Below are 15624 nucleotides of genomic sequence, written 5' to 3'. Positions count from 1 at the left end.
TGGAGTAGAATCGTAGAGTGATAGAAGAAGGAGGGACTCCTTTTGCACGGTGCTTTGCAAAATTTCCATGACCGGATGAAAAACATAGCGGAGTTCTATCCGCTGTTTCGATTGCGCGAGCTGCGCAAATATCAAGAATATGACCTGTTGGCCTTAGGGGTAGGCGTGATGCTCCTGATCTTAGAGCACATGCTGATCGGCAGGCTGGAGTCTGACCATCAGGATGTGGCGCGCTTTTTGCGCGAGGTGATCGCCAAGTCTTATCACAAGCAGATGACCGAGGAGGAGAGCAGGGAGCTGGCGAGCTACCTGCTTTCCAATCTGCGCAACGATGGACGGCCTTTCGAGTTTGCCTACCGCAACTTGGAGGCGGGGACGGAGGACAAGCATTCGTTTCACCTGATCGAAAACGGGACGTACCATGTGGCGAGCGGACAGATCCGCTTTAAGCTGTCAGACGCTGGGCTCGACCTGCTGTTTAAGACGCGCGAGATGTACAAAGAACTGCGAATCACGATCTCGCAGATCCTCTTGCGCCAACAGATCGAAAAGGGCGTGTTCGAAGATGCGATTCGCACGGTGAGCTCGCTCGGCCTCGATGTGCGCCAGCTTCGGGAGGAGCTTTCGCGGATGAAGATGGCGATCAAGCGGGACGTGTCGCAGTTCTCCCTGCCAGCTTACGAGGCGATGCTGACGGCGATTCGCGAGCAGTTTCAAAAAGAGAAGCGCATGTTTGATGATCTGAACAACCTGTTGCGCGACACGCGATCCCATTATGAGCAGCGGGGGAGCGGACAGGAGGAGCGCACGCTCAACCAGCTTGTCGAGATCTCGCAGCGCCTCAACCAGGTGATGAACTTGCACAACAAGCTGTTGCTCGACAAGCTCGACCTCCAAGGCATGGTGCTCGAAGCGCTGGAGGAGGGGATCGTGCAAGGATTTCGTTCTAAGGTCAACTTCGAGCGGGAATTTCTCGATCCGATCCTGCAGACGGGGACGACGCTTGAGAATGTGAAGCGGCTGATCGAGCCGATGTTCACGCTGAACGTCAAAAAGCGCTTCAACATCCACAAGGCGCTGGCGCCGCAACCTGTGCCAAGAGCGGCGGTGGCAGAGGTGGAGCAAAAGGTCGACCTCGCGCCAGATGCGGCTGTCGAGGCGAACGATGCGCTGCAAAAGTTAAAAGTGATCCGAGACGAGCGCTATAAAGGATATCTGCGGATGATGTTTGAACCGCTGCTCACCGAACAGTCGCTGACGCTGCAGGAAGTGTTGAGCGCTCTGCCGCCAGATCGGCTGTACGACGTGGTCAACGCGCGCGACTTCTATCCGTTTTTGGTGCAGTTGCACCAGATGAGCCCGATCCAATTCCAATTGGACGATTCGACCAAGGCGAAGATCTTGGATGGCGATGAGACCAACCTGCCGTTCTTGCTGATCAGACTGTTGGAGGAGGCGCCAGACTTGGAGCTGCTCGGCACGGTGACGATCACCGCCGAGCAGAATGCGGTCGCGCTGGCGGAAGCGGAGTGGTCGGTCAGCAATTTCCGGTTTTATAAGGAGGGGTTGTATGTATAGCAAAGAGAGCGTGGAGCGAGCGATCAAGCTGTTTGTCCGCTTGCTGGAAAATGGGGAGACGAACGAGTCGGACCGCGATCTCGTCTTTGCCTATAAGGAAGACCCGGCGGCACAGGAGATCGTGGCGCAGATGATCGAAAAAGAGGCGGGCGTCAAGATCTTGGGCGTCGGGGACAAGCTGTACATCACGCCATCCCTCGACAACAAAGTGTTCGGCTATACGAATGAGGAGCTGCGCGTCAAGCTCGGTTTGCGCTCCGACAACGTGTCGATGGGGCTGAAGCTGTATGTGGCCTATTTTATCATCCTCTCGACGCTGGCGATGTTTTACAACTCGGACGACCTGAACACAAAGGTGAGACAGTATGTGCCGATCGAGGAGTTGGAGGCGTACATCACCGAAAAGTTGCAGATGGTCGGAACGGGTGACTATGGGGAGCGACTGTCGCAAGAATATGAGTTCAACTTCCAGCAGGTGGCAGAGTTTTGGCAGAACATGCCCGCGTTCGACGAGACGCTGACCAACCAGCGCATGGGGCGCAACTCGCGAGTGTCCTACATTTTAAAAGTGTGGTCGTTCTTGGAGGAGGAAGGCTTGGCCAAGCTGGCCGTCGAGTCGGAGCTGCATCCGACCGACAAGCTCGACCATATGGTGCGCAAATACTACTCGCATCAGAAGCGGAAAAACGACCTGCTGGCGTTGGTTTCGCAGAAGGAGATTTTCTATGCCTAGCATCAACCGGATCCGATTGGTCAACATTCAATATGACAAGGGCGGCAAGCAGTATGCGGACGAGCTGTTCAAACTGCACGGCAAGAACACGCTGTTCAACCTTGCCAACGGTGGCGGGAAGACCCTCTGGCTGCAACTGGTGACCCAGGCGGCGCTGCCCGGTGCGATGTACGGATCGCGCCGGATGGTCGATCTGCTCGCCCATGAGCGCTACACCGGTCACATTCTGGTCGAGTGGAAGCTGGACAGCTTTGGCGAGCGAGAGTTTTTGCTGACCGGATTCTGCTTTACCAAAAGCGCGGATGAGGAAGGCGAGCTCAAATATTTTACCTATGTGCACCCGTACAAGATCGCCGACGAGTTCGGGATTGTGAAGATGCCGCTGGTGACAGACGGCAAGGTGATCTCGTATGGGGATTTTTACAACCTGCTGCGCAAGGAGAGCACCGCGGGCGGGCGAAAGATCCAGACGTTCTCCCAACAGGATCGCCGCAAGTATATCAACCACCTGATGCAGTACAACATCTATGAAAAAGAGTGGCTGGCGATCCGCACGACCAACGGGTCGGAAGGCGGGATGGACGGCTTCTTCGCCCGTTCGAAGACGGAGCAGAGCCTGTTGGAAAACCTGCTGATCCCGACTGTCGATCAGGCGCTGTTCCAAGACGAAGCGGAGGCGGAAGACCTGGCGCACTCGTTTTTGCGCTACAAGGACAAGCTGCTGCGCATTCCGCAGATCGAGAAAAACTTGGAGGAGTTTCGCCTGATCGAAGAGGCGGGGCGCAACGTGTTGCAGAAGGTGGAGCGCTACTCGGAGTCGCGCGCACAAAAGCGCGAACTGGAGGGACAGCTGACCGAGGCGAGAGGCAGACTGGAGACGATGGCAGGCGAGCGAACCGAAGAGGCGGAAGCGCTGGCGGCGGTCGTGCAGAGCTTGAAGGAGCAGATTCGCGAAGAGGAGTACAAGCAGGCTTCGCTCGATGTGAACGCGCTGCAGGAGCAGTTCCGCAAGGGAGCGTGGGCGGTGGATGCGCTCACGCTCCGCTTGGAAGAGCTGATGGCGGCGGAGGAAGAGGCGAAGCGGCAGGTGCGGCTGTTCCGCGCGGTTCCGAAGTTTTTGCAGATCAAGGAGCTGGAGAAGCGGTTGGCTCGCGACGAGGAGACACTGTCCGGCCTCGACATGCAAAATGAGGACCTGCTGACCGAGCTTGCGACCTATCGCGGGCAGTTTTTGACCTTGTGGAACGAGCGCGTTGTGCGGCACGAGGCGGAGCTCGAAGCCAAGCGGGAAGCGGAAGCGAAGTGGAAAGAGGTCGACCAGCAGGCGGATGCGAAGCTGCTTGCGCTGGCAGAGGGGCTGAACGCGCTTTCGAAGACCAGCGGGGAGCTTGAGGTCTGGTTCAAACAGTATCAGCAGCAGAAGCTCGCCGTGACAGAGGTGCTCGGCGAATCGATCGCCGAGGAGCCGGTGTCCCATCGCGACGATCTGCGCTGGAAGGAGATCGAGCGAACCAATTCGGTCCGCAACCTCGAAGCGGAGATCGAGACGGCGGAGGGCGAGATCGAACGGGCGCAACAGCAGATCACGGCGGCGAAGGAGGAGCGCTGGTCGGCACTGCAGGAGCAGGAGAAGATCGCAGGCAAGATCGACGAGCATGAGGCGCGCAAAAAGCGGGTGCAAGGGCGGCTGGAACTGCTCGACGCAGCCCGCAGCGACCTGTATGGAGCTAAAGCTGATCTCGACCTAACGCTTGCGCAAAAACGCGAGGGGTATTCGCGCGAGTATGCGCGGCTGGCGGCGAAGAAGGGAGCGGTCGAAGAGAAGATCGAACGGCTGTCCCAAGATCACTATATTCCAAGCCAGGACCTGCTCTATTTTCAGCAAGTGCTGGCCGACTGGGGCATTGACGCCACGCTCGGATCGCAGTGGTTGCAGGAGCAGGACGCGACCGTTCGCGAGGCGTATGTGCGGGCGAATCCGATGTTGCCCTATTCGCTGCTGATCGAAGATGCGGGGATCAAGAAACTGCACGATCCGCGCTTGGACTGGGAAGGCTTGCATCTGGAGAGCTTGGTGCCGCTGTTTGCCCGCTCCTCGCTCACCGCTGTGACCAGCTTCGAAGGTCAGATCGTCAAGCTCGGCGAGGACGGGTACTTCTCCCTGCACGGCGGATATTCGCCCTTTCTCTCGCAGGAGTCGCTTGCGGAGCGCCGAGTCGCGCTCGAAGCGGAAGAGGTCGATCTGGTCGCCAAGATGGAGGTCGTGGAGCGATCGCGCCGGCATATCGAACAGGTGTCTGACGAGCTTGGTCGCTTTTTCGACGACTATCCGAAAGACCCGCTCGCTGCCTGGCAGACGAAACGGGAATCGCTGGTCGTAAAAAGCCTGCAGGCGGAAGAGGAGCTTGATCAGCTCAACGGATCGATCGCCGAGCTGCGCACCAAGATTTCGGAGGCGAAGCGATCGATCAAGGAACAGGGTGATCGCTTGGAGGAGCTGCGCGATCAGCTGCGCCTGCTCGACCCGTTCGCAGGTCTTGCCGCAGAGCGCAAAGAGCGGGAGGCGGAGCGCGAGCAGCTCAAAGAGCGGGAAGCGGCGCTGAAAGCGGAGCAGAAAGAGTGGTTCAGATCGAGCCAAGAAGCGCGCGAACAGAAGGAGCGCCTGCTGCCGGCGCTCATTTCGCTGCAAAATGAGCGGATCGCGCTGGACAAGGAGCGGGAAAAGTACCTCGGCTCCCATCAGGTGGAGGAAGCGCAGGTTTCAGCCGGGCTGACCTATGAAAAGGTGCAGGGCAAGCTCGACTCGCTGGATGATCTGTTGGCGCAAAAATCGGTCGGTCGCGATGAGCTGGTGCGGCTGATCCAAAACCACGAAGAGTCGATCGCCCAAAACAGAGCGTACATCGCCGAGCAGAGCGTCACCGAGGAGGAGCTCGCCGTGTTCCAGACGGCGCCGCCAGCTGCGGAGCTGACCTATTGGGAACAGCGCTTGCAGGAGTCACAGGCGGAAAAGGCGCAGGTGGAGCGCGAGCGCACCGACATCCAAGCGGAGCAGAAAAAGCTGGAAGGCATGATCGAGACAGAAGAGAAGAAGGTGCGCAAAGATTTTGACCGCCCTGCCTACGCCTTTGGCGAAGCGGTGGATCTGGGGGAGGAGAAAGCGCATCTCGCGAAGCTGGTCGGCCAGCTGTGGACAGAGCGCCGATCGAACGAGAGCGCGATGGAGGAGACGGAGCGCTCCTTGCAAGAGGTGAACGGCCAGCTGCAAAAGGTGGACACGCTGCTGTCCGCCTATTCGATCGAGTGCGAGCCGCTCGAACTGTCGGAGGAGCGAGCGAACAAGCTGCCGCACGAGCCGACCGCTGTGATCGCGGAGATCGACAAGAGCTTGCAGCGGACGAGCAAGCAGTTTGAGGAGCGGCGTCGGGAGCTGGACGACGAGTTTTATCGTTTTGAGCGCTCGATCGACAAGTATGAGTCGAAGATCGTGCAAAAGTTTATCCGCTCGGTGATCGATTCGAAAGTGGAAGGCGACATGAACGAGATCGAGCAGGTGCGCCCGGTGTTTGAGAAATGCTTTGAGATGATGAACCTCTACATCGAGAAAGCTCGGCTGGAGCGCCAAGAGTTGGAAGAGGCGAAAGAAGAGCTGGTGCACCGCTGTCTGCAGCATGCGGATCGCGTCTATGACAACGTGAAGAGCATCGCCCAATACACGAAGATCGACTATCGCGGGAAAAAGGTCCAGGCGATCGACATCCTGCTCAAAGAGAAGTGGGAGGAGCCGGAAGGGCTTCGCTTGATGGACTCCTATCTGCAGGCGCTCACCGAAGAGCTGCAGGCGAAGGTGATGAAGGGTGAAGATGAGGACGAGCTGGAAAAATGGCTTTCTGTTAAGCTGTCGTCCAAACATCTGCTCAACGTGGTGGCACCGATCGTTGACACGCGGATCAAAGTGTTTAAACCACAGCAAGTGCCTGGCGAGAAAGTTCGCTATGACCATTGGTCGGAGATCATGAAATGGTCGGGCGGCGAGCAGTACACAGGCTGTTTCGCGATGTTTATCGCCGTGCTCTCCTATTTGCGGGCGAAGATGTCGGGGATCGAAAATGCGCGCAAAGTATTGCTGGCAGACAACCCGTTCGGCGTTGTCTCCTCGCCACATCTGCTGCAAGTGATCTTTAAGTTGGCACAGGCCAATCGCGTGCAGATGATCTGCCTGTCCGACCACAACAAGCAGTCGATCTACGATCTGTTTGAAGTGGTCTACTCGCTCAAGCTGATCCCGGCGCTCGGTCGCTCGATCATCCAATCGACGGAGCGGCGTCCGGAGAGCGTGATGGAAGCTGGCTATTATGAGATCGACTTCGATCAGGAAGTGGAGACGGAACAAAAGTCGCTGCCGATCTAACGGCGCTTCACCCAAACGGCCAAAGCCACCCTCAAGCAATCGTGAGGGTGGCTTTTTTGTCGAGCAGAGCTAGGCGGGGGAAAGATGTTTTGCGGATTTGGTAAATGAACAAATAGTTATTTAGTTGATTTATAATAATGTTGGTTAGATAGGCTTATCTATGCTAAATTGACTATAATGACAACGTATAGTCTTTATTGAAATCGAGGTGAAACAGGTGCTGGCGCTCGATGTGGAAGCGAGAAACCGGGTCATCGGAGAAAACTTGCGCCGTTACCGTCTGCTCAGAGGATATACGCAGGATGAGGTGGCAGAAGGTCTGTGCAGCATCTCGCAGCTGAGCAAAGTGGAGAATGGGAAAACGAATTTGAAACCCCACCTGCTGCGATTGCTGGCGGAGCGTCTTGGGGTGACGATCGAACAGTTGGAGTCGGCCGACTCGATGCTCGACGAGCTGAAGGAGACTCTGGAGCTGGGGAGATCTGCTTCTTTTGCCGAACAGACGGAAAAGGCGTTCGAATATTTTTGCAGTGTCAGCCAATCGGCGCGCCAACATGGCTATCAAACCCTGTTTTTGGAGGCGCTGCTCAACGAGTGCAGACTGCTCAATCGCAGAAATGAAGCTCAGATGGTGATCGAGCGGATCGAGGCGGTGCTGGCCGAGCAGGAAGCGTGGGAGGATGACAAGGTTCGCGTCGAGCTGTTGATCGAGCTGGGCAAAGCGCACAAGCTGAGCGGCAACATGCTGATGGCGCACGACTGCTATTGTCGGGCTGATGCAGAGTTTGAAGGTGTGGACGAAAAGAGCGATTCTCACCTGCGCACCTATTATGAGCTGGCAGACTGCCATTTTTACATGAGCAATTTTCGCACCGCTCTGCGCTACATCGAGCGGGCGGAGCGGCTGGCGACCGAGCTGTCCTGCCATTGGGCGCGGATTCGGGCTTGCTATTATCGGGCGACGATCCTGCTCAAGATCGGGGAGATCGAACAGGCGAAAGGGCTCTTTTTGACATCGTTAAAAGAGGCGCAGGCGAACGAGCTGCTGTTCGACGTGGCGGCGATCAACAACAACCTCGGCTGTCTGCACAAAAGCGTGAACGAGCACGGGCTGGCGATTCCCTATTTTCAGCGGTCGCTCCAGGTGTTCGAACTGCTCAATCAGGCGCAATATCTGTGCGATCCGTATTTACAGCTGGCGGAGATCGCCCTGCACAGCCACGATGTTCACAAGTGCAACAGCTACCTCGACGAAGTGCTGGCGATCGTCGAGCGGTTGGGCAACCACCACAAGATGGAGCTGGCACGAGCCCTGCAGATTCGCAGTTGGGTCGAGCGCGAGGCGGGTCAGTTTGAGGCGTATCTCGATCGGTCGACCGAAGTGTTAGCCCTTTATGAGCAGTACGGGGGACAGCTGGCAGCGTACGAGCTGGCGGTGGAGCTGGCCGAGGCGCTCGATCGGCACCAAGATCGGCGAGCGGTCGAATACTACCGCAAGGCGATCGAGCTCAACCGATATCTGAAGGCGGTCGGGATCAGAAGGTAGAGCAAAGAGCAGCGCGTCGGGCGGACGCGCTGCTCTTTGCTTGGACAGATGAGGTGTGGGCAGAAGCGGCTACGCGCGCGCCTGCGACCAGTCGATCTGTGACAGGCTGAGGAAGCTGGCGAGCCGCACCAAGATCGAATCGATCACAGCCAGCTGTTCCGATTCGTTTCGCCGATCGAAGAGGACGAGCTTTTGCACGACGAGCACACCGCGCTTGCGATCCGCTTTCAGGTCGATCGTGCCGATGATCTGCCCGCGATGCAAAATCGGCATGGCAAAATAGCCGAACTTGCGCTGTGCTTGCGGAACGTAGCTTTCGAGGCGAAACTCCGTTTCGAAGATCGCTTCGAGGCGCGGGCGATGCCAGATCAGGTTGTCGAAGGGGGAGAGGAAGGTCGAATGGGTCGGTTCGTCGAGAAGCGGCAGCAGCTCCGCATCTTCGGGGAGCAGATAATAGGGCTCTTTCTCCCCTTCGACTCGCACCTGCAAGCAATCGGCCAGCGCTTTTCGCACCGCCGGTCGCTTGAAGCGAAAATAGTCGGCCACATCTCGCTCCGTCGCAGCGCCCATCGCGCTCAGCGCTTTGCGAACATAGCGCTTCACCGTCTCTTCCAGCTGTACCGTCTGCTGCAAGCTGTCTGCCGGCACCTGCTCTGCCAGCGGGATGTAGACTTTGTGAAAGCTCCGGTCGCGGATTGCGCCGATCTCCCCGCCGCGCCACAGCTGATCTAAAGCTCGGCGCACAGGGCTCAGCTCCCAGGTGTTTTTGGGGGTGAGCGGCAGTTCTAACAGCTTGGCCGCCTGCTGTCCGGTCAGCCTGCCGTGCCGATCAATCGCTTCGACCAGCCTGTCGTGCAGCTCGGTGCGTTCGATCCGTGCGGCGCTGAACTGCTGCAAGAACGGTCGCATGTAAGGATGCTCGGCGATCGGCAGGACGGATAGCGCGTGCAGATACTGCTCGAACATCCGCTTCTCCTCATAGAATCGGTAGAACCACTCGCTGTGAAATTCGTTCATTCGCGACCAGAAGATCAGGTGTTGGCTGCGCGTGACCACGTTTAGCGTGTCGAGCTGCACGCAGCCGAGTCGATCGAAGATCTGAAGTGCCTCTTCAGGCGTCGTAGCTGTCGGGGGATGGTACAGGCCCTGCTTGAGCAGGGCAAGCTTTCTCACGTCATCTTTAGTGATCGTCAACAACAGAAAATCCTCCCTCTGCATAAACTGCGTAGGGAGGATTTCCATGATCGTGCAACATTTTCCTGCCCCGCGCTCGCGAAGTGTGCGATGCTTTTCGTGGGGGAGTGATGTTTAGCTTACAGCGATTCTTTTTTCTTCTTCGGCTTGGTCTTGCGCTTGGAGAGACGAACTTTGACGATCGTCTCGGTCACCGTGTGTTTGGAGATCATATCGGGCGTCAGCTTGCCCTGGGCGGTCAGAATCGAATAGTCGAACGGCGTCTTCAGCTCATCTTTCGCGATCAGCAGCTCCTGAGCGAGCGCATCCTTGTCGAACATGTCTTTGATGTACGCCTTTTTGGTCAGCACCGCATACTCGCCGTTTGGCAGTTGCAAGACCAGATCATCTTCTTCTGAGTCTTCGAAAAACTGCTCGATCTCTTCGAACAGCAGTTTGTTTTCTTCTTTGCGCTCCTTTTCAATCTCTTTGTTTTGAAAATAGCGCAACATCTTCTCCTCCAGTTGAAGCTTGCGCTGTGACTGCGCTTCTTCCGCGAGGCGAATGTCTTCTCGTGCTCTCTCCAGATCGTTCATTTGGTTGGATCACTCCCGTTTTACGAATACTTTCTCCATGATAGCGAAGTTTGCGGGGGAAAGAAAGCCCGCTGCTTTACCAAAAAGGGTTGCTTTTTTTCTGATAGAAGGAATGATAGAATTTAAAGCGTTGATTCTTGAAAAGAACGGGGTCTAGAGTGAATGAGCATAGAGACGATCGAACAGATTGAAAGAGCATCACAGCAGATGACAAGCGACCATCTGGCAAAAGCGCTGGTGACGCTCCGCGCGCGGATGGAAGCGGCGGGCGATGAAGCGAATGCAGCGAAGGTGGCAGAGCTTGCTGCCAAATGGGAGCACGGTCGCTTTGCGATCGCTTTCTGCGGACACTTCTCCGCAGGGAAGTCGAGCATGATCAACGCGCTGCTCGGGGCGGACATCTTGCCGTCCAGCCCGATTCCGACCAGTGCGAACATCGTGGAGATCAAAGGCGGCAATGAGAAGAAGGCGCTCGCCTTCCTGACCGATGGCGATCAGATCGAATTTGACCTTGAGACTGAGCTTGAGGCGATCAAAAATTATGCGGCTGACGGCAACCAGGTGGTCAAGATCGAGATCACCCATCCGAGCGAACTGCTTGCAGAGAGCGCCTCGGTGATGGATACGCCGGGGATCGATTCGACAGATGCGGCGCATAAGGTCGCCACCGAATCTGCCCTGCATCTGGCAGACGTGATCTTTTATGTGATGGATTATAACCATGTCCAATCCGAATTGAACTTCTCCTTCACCAAGACGCTAAAAGATCGGGGCAAACCGGTCTATCTGGTCGTCAACCAGATCGATAAGCACATGGATTTCGAATTGGATTTTGATGAGTATCGAGAAAGTGTGATCGAAGGGTTTGCGACGTGGGGCATCGAGCCGGACGGCCTGTTCTTCACCTCGCTGTTCGATGCAGATCATGAGGAGAACATGTACGATCTCCTGCAGGCGAAGCTTGGGGAGCTGTTCGCAGACAGAGGCGCGCTGCTGAAGCGAAGCGTTCTCGCCTCCGCCCTCGCGCTGATCGAGGAGCACGCGCTGGTGCAGGCGGGCAAGTCGGCAGAGCGCAGAGCTCAGCTGCAGGAGTTCCTCGACTCGTTTGACGATCCGCAAGAGCTGTACGCGCAAAGTCAGGTGATGGCCGATGAGTATCGCGCCTGGGAGGCAGCGCCGGCCGACCTCGAAGCAGATCTGAAGAAGGTGGTCGGATCGCTGCTCGACAATGCGAAGATCACGCCTTTTCAGACGACCGAGCTGGCGGGCGAATATGTCAAGAGCAGACGTCCAGGCTTTAAGGTCGGCTTCCTCTTCGGCACGGCGAAAAAGACGCAGGAGGAGATCGACAGCCGCCTGCAAGCGCTGCACGGCGATCTGATGGATAAGGTGCAGGCGAACATCGACTGGCACATCCGCGAACTGCTGGTCAAAACGGTCGAGAGCTATCAGCTGCAAGATGAAGAGTATGCGAAAGCGGTATATGATCAATTCCATGTAGAGATAAAAGCGAGCCTGCTCGCCGACTGTGTCAAAGAGGGCGGGCTCTCGTCAGATGAATATATGTATCAGTATGCGAAAGATCTAGCGGCAGAGATCAAAGCGCTCTACCGCCGCGAAGCGCAGCGCTTCATCGAGATGGGCGTCGCACTTGCTAAGCGCCGCGTCGACGTGGAAGGTGCCAAGCACCGCCGCGCGCTCGAACAGGCGGAGGCGATCGGTCGCGCATTTGAGGAACTGCAAGCGCTCCAAAGTGCGGAGCGCGTCTATCAGCAAGAGCTAGTCGGCGTGTTGTCAGGGGAGGAAGCGTAGAAGATGGAAGATTACAAAGCAAAACTTAGCACCACAGCGGGGCGTCTGAAGAGCGCATCGGAGGCGATCGCAGCGATCACCGGCTTTAAGACGACGGCGACCGGGATGAAGCAGAGAGCGGAGCGCTTGGAGCAGAACCTGTTCACCGTCGCGCTCTTCGGCGCGTTCTCAGCAGGCAAGTCCTCGTTTGCCAACGCGCTGATGGGGGAGATGGTGTTGCCCGTCTCGCCCAACCCGACCACCGCTGCGATCAACAAGATCCTGCCGCCGACAGACGTCTACCCGCACGGGAGCGTGCGGGTCAAGCTGAAGTCGGAAGCGGACATCACGTTAGATGTGCAGCAGTCGCTCGCCGTGTTCGCGCTCGAAGCAAGCGACTTAGAGTCATCGCTTGCGGTGATCGCCACGCTCGACCCGAGCGGTGTGCAACCGCAGGCCAAGCCGCACTTCTCCTTCCTAAAGGCGGTGGCAAAAGGACTCGCGCCGATCGGCGAGCAGCTCGGACAAGAGCTGATCGTCGATCTGAAAGAGTTCAAGTCGTTTGTCGCCAAAGAGGAGAAAGCCTGTTTTGTCGAGTGGATCGAGCTGTATTATGATTGCCCGCTCACACAGCAGGGGATCACGCTGGTCGATACGCCAGGGGCTGACTCGATCAACGCTCGGCACACCGGCGTCGCCTTCAACTACATCAAGAATGCGGATGCGGTGCTGTTCGTCACCTATTACAACCACGCCTTTTCCAATGCGGATCGCGAGTTTCTGATTCAGCTTGGACGGGTGAAAGATACGTTTGAGATGGACAAGATGTTCTTCATCGTCAACGCGGCCGACCTGGCGAAAGATGAGGAGGAGCTGCAGGGGGTTGTCACTCACGTTCGCAAAAACCTCGTCTCCTGCGGAATCTCGATGCCGCGCATCTACCCGGTCTCTTCTCAGACGGCGCTTTTGGCGCGCCTGCACGAGCGCGGGGAGCTGAAAGGGTCGGCCGAAAAGGTGTACCGCCAGCGCACGCAGTCGGGAGAGGGCGAGCTGATGGCGCCCGCTTCGGCGCTTGAGCTCTCGGGGATCAGCCGATTTGAAAAGGATTTTCTGTCGTTTACGATCCAGGAGTTGACGGAGATCGCGGTGAGCTCGGCGATCGCCGAGATCGAGCGGGCAGCCAGAGCGCTGGAGGAGCTGATCAGCTCCGCATCGGAGGATGAATCGGTGCGCCAGGCGAAGCGACAGGAGGCGGAGCGTGCGCGTGCGAGCGCGCTGGTCGCGATCGAGAAGCTCGACGCATCGCCGGAGCGAAAAGCGCTCGACAAAGAGGTGGAGGAGCTGCTCTACTATGTTCGTCAACGCCTGTTCTTCCGTTTTGGCGACATGTTCAAAGAGTCGTTCAACCCGTCTGTCCTGCAAGCGGACGGCCGCGACCTGAAAGCGGCGCTCAAAGGTTCGCTCGACGAGCTGGCTCGCTTTATCGGCTATGATCTCGGGCAGGAGATGCGGGCGACCGCGCTGCGCTTGGAGAAGTTTGTCAACCAGCACGGCAAGCGCCTGCGCGATCGGCTGTGCGGTGCTGTGGAGGAAGCGGGTGCGCACGTGCTGTTTGAAGCGTATGAGCCGCGCTCGTTCGAAACGCCCGAGTTTGCGGAGACGCTCTCCGAGTACAGCGCTGCCGACTTCGCCAAAGAGCTCAGCCTGTTTAAGAACGCGAAAGACTTTTTCGAAAAGAACGGTCGGCAAGCGATGCTAGAGGCGTTGGAAAAAGCGATGCAGGCGCCGGTCACCTCCTATTTGACTGGGGCGGGCACCAGGCTGAACGGCGATTATGGACAAGCGTTGAACCGCCTGACCGAAGACTTGCAAGCTGATGTGCGCACACAGGTCGAAGAATCGTTTGCCGGGCTGTTCGATGCGCTCTCCCTGCAGGTTGATGTGGTACAATTGAAAAAGGTGCAAGAACATTTACAAGGTTTGGCGCAAGCATAGTGAAAGGGGTTTTCTCCCGTGTTGAAACGATTTATCTTGATCTGGCTGGGTTTGGCACTGATCCTGTTTGCGGGCAGTTACGTCGCAGCCGAGGTGAAGCCGAGCAACTTTGGCGAAATCTACGGCATCCTCTACATCTGGTTGCTCTGGATGTTTCCGGTCGCCTGTTTGGTCGAGCTGGGCGTCAACATCTACAAAAAGCGCAAGCAAAAATAGAAGCGTACGCACACATTTCGAAAAGAATGTGTGCTTTTTTTTGACAACAATGCGATCAAAGTGATATCATATGCATATCAAAATGAAACAATTAAGGGGGTTCACTCATGCAAGAGAAAAAGACGATGGGGATGAACGGTTTCCTCGGGCTGTTGCTTTCGCTCGCATTGATTGTGGGGGGAATCTACGGAGTGTTCAGCGGATTGGAGGATGATGAGGTCGCCAACGGAGCGCTTGTGCTCTTAGGCGTGGTGGCGATGGTCGTCGGATTGGTAGTGTCGACCGGAGTTTTCGTCGTCCAGCCGAACCAGGCGAAAGCGATCGTGTTTTTCGGTCGCTATCTCGGCTCTGTTCGCAAGCCGGGCTTCTGGTGGACGGTGCCGTTCACCTCGAAGCCGCAAGTGTCGCTGAAGGTGCGCAACTTCAACTCCAAGCAGTTAAAAGTGAACGATGTGGCGGGCAACCCGATCGAGATCGCCGCGGTGATCGTCTTCAAGGTGACCGACTCGGCCAAGGCGCTGTTCGAAGTGGATCAATACATGCAGTTTGTCGAAATTCAAAGCGAGACGGCACTGCGCCACATCGCCAGCCAATACCCGTATGACAATCACGATGCGGACGCCACCTCGCTGCGCGGCAACACCGAAGAGGTGGCGGTCGAGCTCCAACGCGATCTGCAAGCGCGCCTGGCGGTGGCCGGCGTCGAAGTGATGGAAGCGCGGCTGACTCATCTGGCCTATTCGCCAGAGATCGCCGGTGCGATGTTACAGCGTCAACAGGCGGCTGCGATCGTGGCAGCGCGTCAGACGATCGTCGAAGGGGCGGTCGGAATGGTTCAGATGGCGATCGAAAAGCTGAAGGCGGATGGGGTCATCGAACTTGATGAAGAGCGAAAAGCGGCGATGATCAACAACCTGATGGTGGCGATCGTCTCCGAAAAGCCGTCTCAGCCGATCGTCAACGCGGGGTCGATCTACTAAGGCCCGCCGACAATGGCGAAGAAAAAACAGTTTCCGCTCCGCCTTGACCCCAAGCTCTATGAGGCGCTGGAACACTGGGCGAACGACGAGTTTCGAAGCGTGAACAGCCATATCGAGTTTCTGCTGCGGGAAGCTGTGAAAAAAGCAGGCCGCACGAGAAAAGAAGAAGGGAACTGATCGTCCGATCGGTTCCCTTTTTGCTGAGGTTCAGCTCTCAGCTTTGTTGACCATATGGTGGGCTGTCTGGATGAACCGTTCATACATATGGTCGGCGATCGGGCCGCTGAGCCCGATCTCATCCATCGCTTCCCGCATGCAGCCGAGCCACTCTTTCGCTCGCTCCGGCGTGATCGGGAACGGCAGGTGGCGCGCGCGGAGCATCGGGTGCCCATATTGCTGGGAGTACAGGGGAGGCCCGCCAAAAAATTGGGTGAGGAAGAGGTATTGCTTGTCTGCCGTCTCGGTGAGATCGGCTGGGAACAGCGGTTTAAGACCTGGGTGCTCGCCAACTCGTCTGTAGAACGCATCGACCAGTCGGCGGATCGTTTCACCGCCGCCGATCAGTTCGTAGACACTCTTTTGCGGATCGTCCAACATGTCGGAAT

12 protein-coding genes are annotated in these 15624 nt (G+C 57.1%); 9 read left to right on the top strand and 3 right to left on the bottom strand.

Going from position 1 to position 15624, the window contains the following annotated elements:
* Nucleotides 1-42: 42 nt before the first annotated feature.
* From ACFSOY_RS06925 to ACFSOY_RS06910, 4 genes are all read left to right on the top strand, one after another.
* Nucleotides 43-1578 (top strand): hypothetical protein, encoded by a 1536-nt coding sequence (locus ACFSOY_RS06925; RefSeq protein ID WP_386045100.1) that lies wholly within the window; start codon nucleotides 43-45, stop codon nucleotides 1576-1578.
* Nucleotides 1571-2311, top strand: coding sequence for a DUF6063 family protein (locus tag ACFSOY_RS06920; protein WP_386045098.1), 741 nt, complete (start codon nucleotides 1571-1573; stop codon nucleotides 2309-2311). The genes ACFSOY_RS06925 and ACFSOY_RS06920 overlap by 8 nt, the downstream gene beginning before the upstream one ends.
* Nucleotides 2304-6722 (top strand): hypothetical protein, encoded by a 4419-nt coding sequence (locus ACFSOY_RS06915; RefSeq protein WP_386045096.1) that lies wholly within the window; start codon nucleotides 2304-2306, stop codon nucleotides 6720-6722. The genes ACFSOY_RS06920 and ACFSOY_RS06915 overlap by 8 nt, the downstream gene beginning before the upstream one ends.
* Nucleotides 6723-6939: 217 nt before the next feature.
* Entirely contained in the window at nucleotides 6940-8268 is a 1329-nt protein-coding gene (locus ACFSOY_RS06910; RefSeq protein ID WP_386045094.1) for a helix-turn-helix domain-containing protein, read from the top strand.
* A 69-nt stretch (nucleotides 8269-8337) separates the two neighbouring features.
* Here ACFSOY_RS06910 and ACFSOY_RS06905 read toward each other — a convergent pair whose 3' ends face one another.
* Both ACFSOY_RS06905 and ACFSOY_RS06900 read right to left on the bottom strand, forming a co-directional pair.
* Nucleotides 8338-9465 (bottom strand): winged helix-turn-helix domain-containing protein, encoded by a 1128-nt coding sequence (locus ACFSOY_RS06905; protein ID WP_386045093.1) that lies wholly within the window; start codon nucleotides 9463-9465, stop codon nucleotides 8338-8340.
* Nucleotides 9466-9581: 116 nt separating this feature from the next.
* Nucleotides 9582-10037 (bottom strand): hypothetical protein, encoded by a 456-nt coding sequence (locus ACFSOY_RS06900; RefSeq protein ID WP_386045091.1) that lies wholly within the window; start codon nucleotides 10035-10037, stop codon nucleotides 9582-9584.
* 162 nt (nucleotides 10038-10199) lie between these two features.
* Here ACFSOY_RS06900 and ACFSOY_RS06895 point away from each other — a divergent pair, with 162 nt between their 5' ends.
* The 5 genes from ACFSOY_RS06895 (at nucleotide 10200) to ACFSOY_RS06875 (ending at nucleotide 15196) form a co-directional block, all read left to right on the top strand.
* Nucleotides 10200-11849 (top strand): dynamin family protein, encoded by a 1650-nt coding sequence (locus tag ACFSOY_RS06895; protein ID WP_386045089.1) that lies wholly within the window; start codon nucleotides 10200-10202, stop codon nucleotides 11847-11849.
* Between the two features lie 3 nt (nucleotides 11850-11852).
* Nucleotides 11853-13823 (top strand): dynamin family protein, encoded by a 1971-nt coding sequence (locus tag ACFSOY_RS06890; RefSeq protein ID WP_386045087.1) that lies wholly within the window; start codon nucleotides 11853-11855, stop codon nucleotides 13821-13823.
* Nucleotides 13824-13841: 18 nt separating this feature from the next.
* Nucleotides 13842-14039, top strand: coding sequence for a hypothetical protein (locus ACFSOY_RS06885; protein WP_386045085.1), 198 nt, complete (start codon nucleotides 13842-13844; stop codon nucleotides 14037-14039).
* 107 nt (nucleotides 14040-14146) lie between these two features.
* Nucleotides 14147-15019, top strand: coding sequence for an SPFH domain-containing protein (locus ACFSOY_RS06880; RefSeq protein ID WP_386045083.1), 873 nt, complete (start codon nucleotides 14147-14149; stop codon nucleotides 15017-15019).
* Nucleotides 15020-15031: 12 nt separating this feature from the next.
* The gene (locus ACFSOY_RS06875) at nucleotides 15032-15196 is read left to right on the top strand and encodes a type II toxin-antitoxin system antitoxin (protein WP_386045081.1); all 165 of its coding nucleotides are present in this window, start codon (nucleotides 15032-15034) and stop codon (nucleotides 15194-15196) included.
* 30 nt (nucleotides 15197-15226) lie between these two features.
* Here the strand turns inward: ACFSOY_RS06875 and ACFSOY_RS06870 are convergent, their stop codons facing one another.
* Nucleotides 15227-15616, bottom strand: coding sequence for a globin domain-containing protein (locus tag ACFSOY_RS06870; protein WP_386045080.1), 390 nt, complete (start codon nucleotides 15614-15616; stop codon nucleotides 15227-15229).
* Nucleotides 15617-15624: the final 8 nt, after the last annotated feature.

This window comes from Tumebacillus lipolyticus, assembly GCF_042682745.1.
In the GTDB taxonomy this organism is placed as follows: domain Bacteria; phylum Bacillota; class Bacilli; order Tumebacillales; family Tumebacillaceae; genus Tumebacillus_A; species Tumebacillus_A lipolyticus.
Note: the sequence above shows the minus strand (reverse complement) of the source record. Positions and strands in the feature narration are given on the sequence as shown.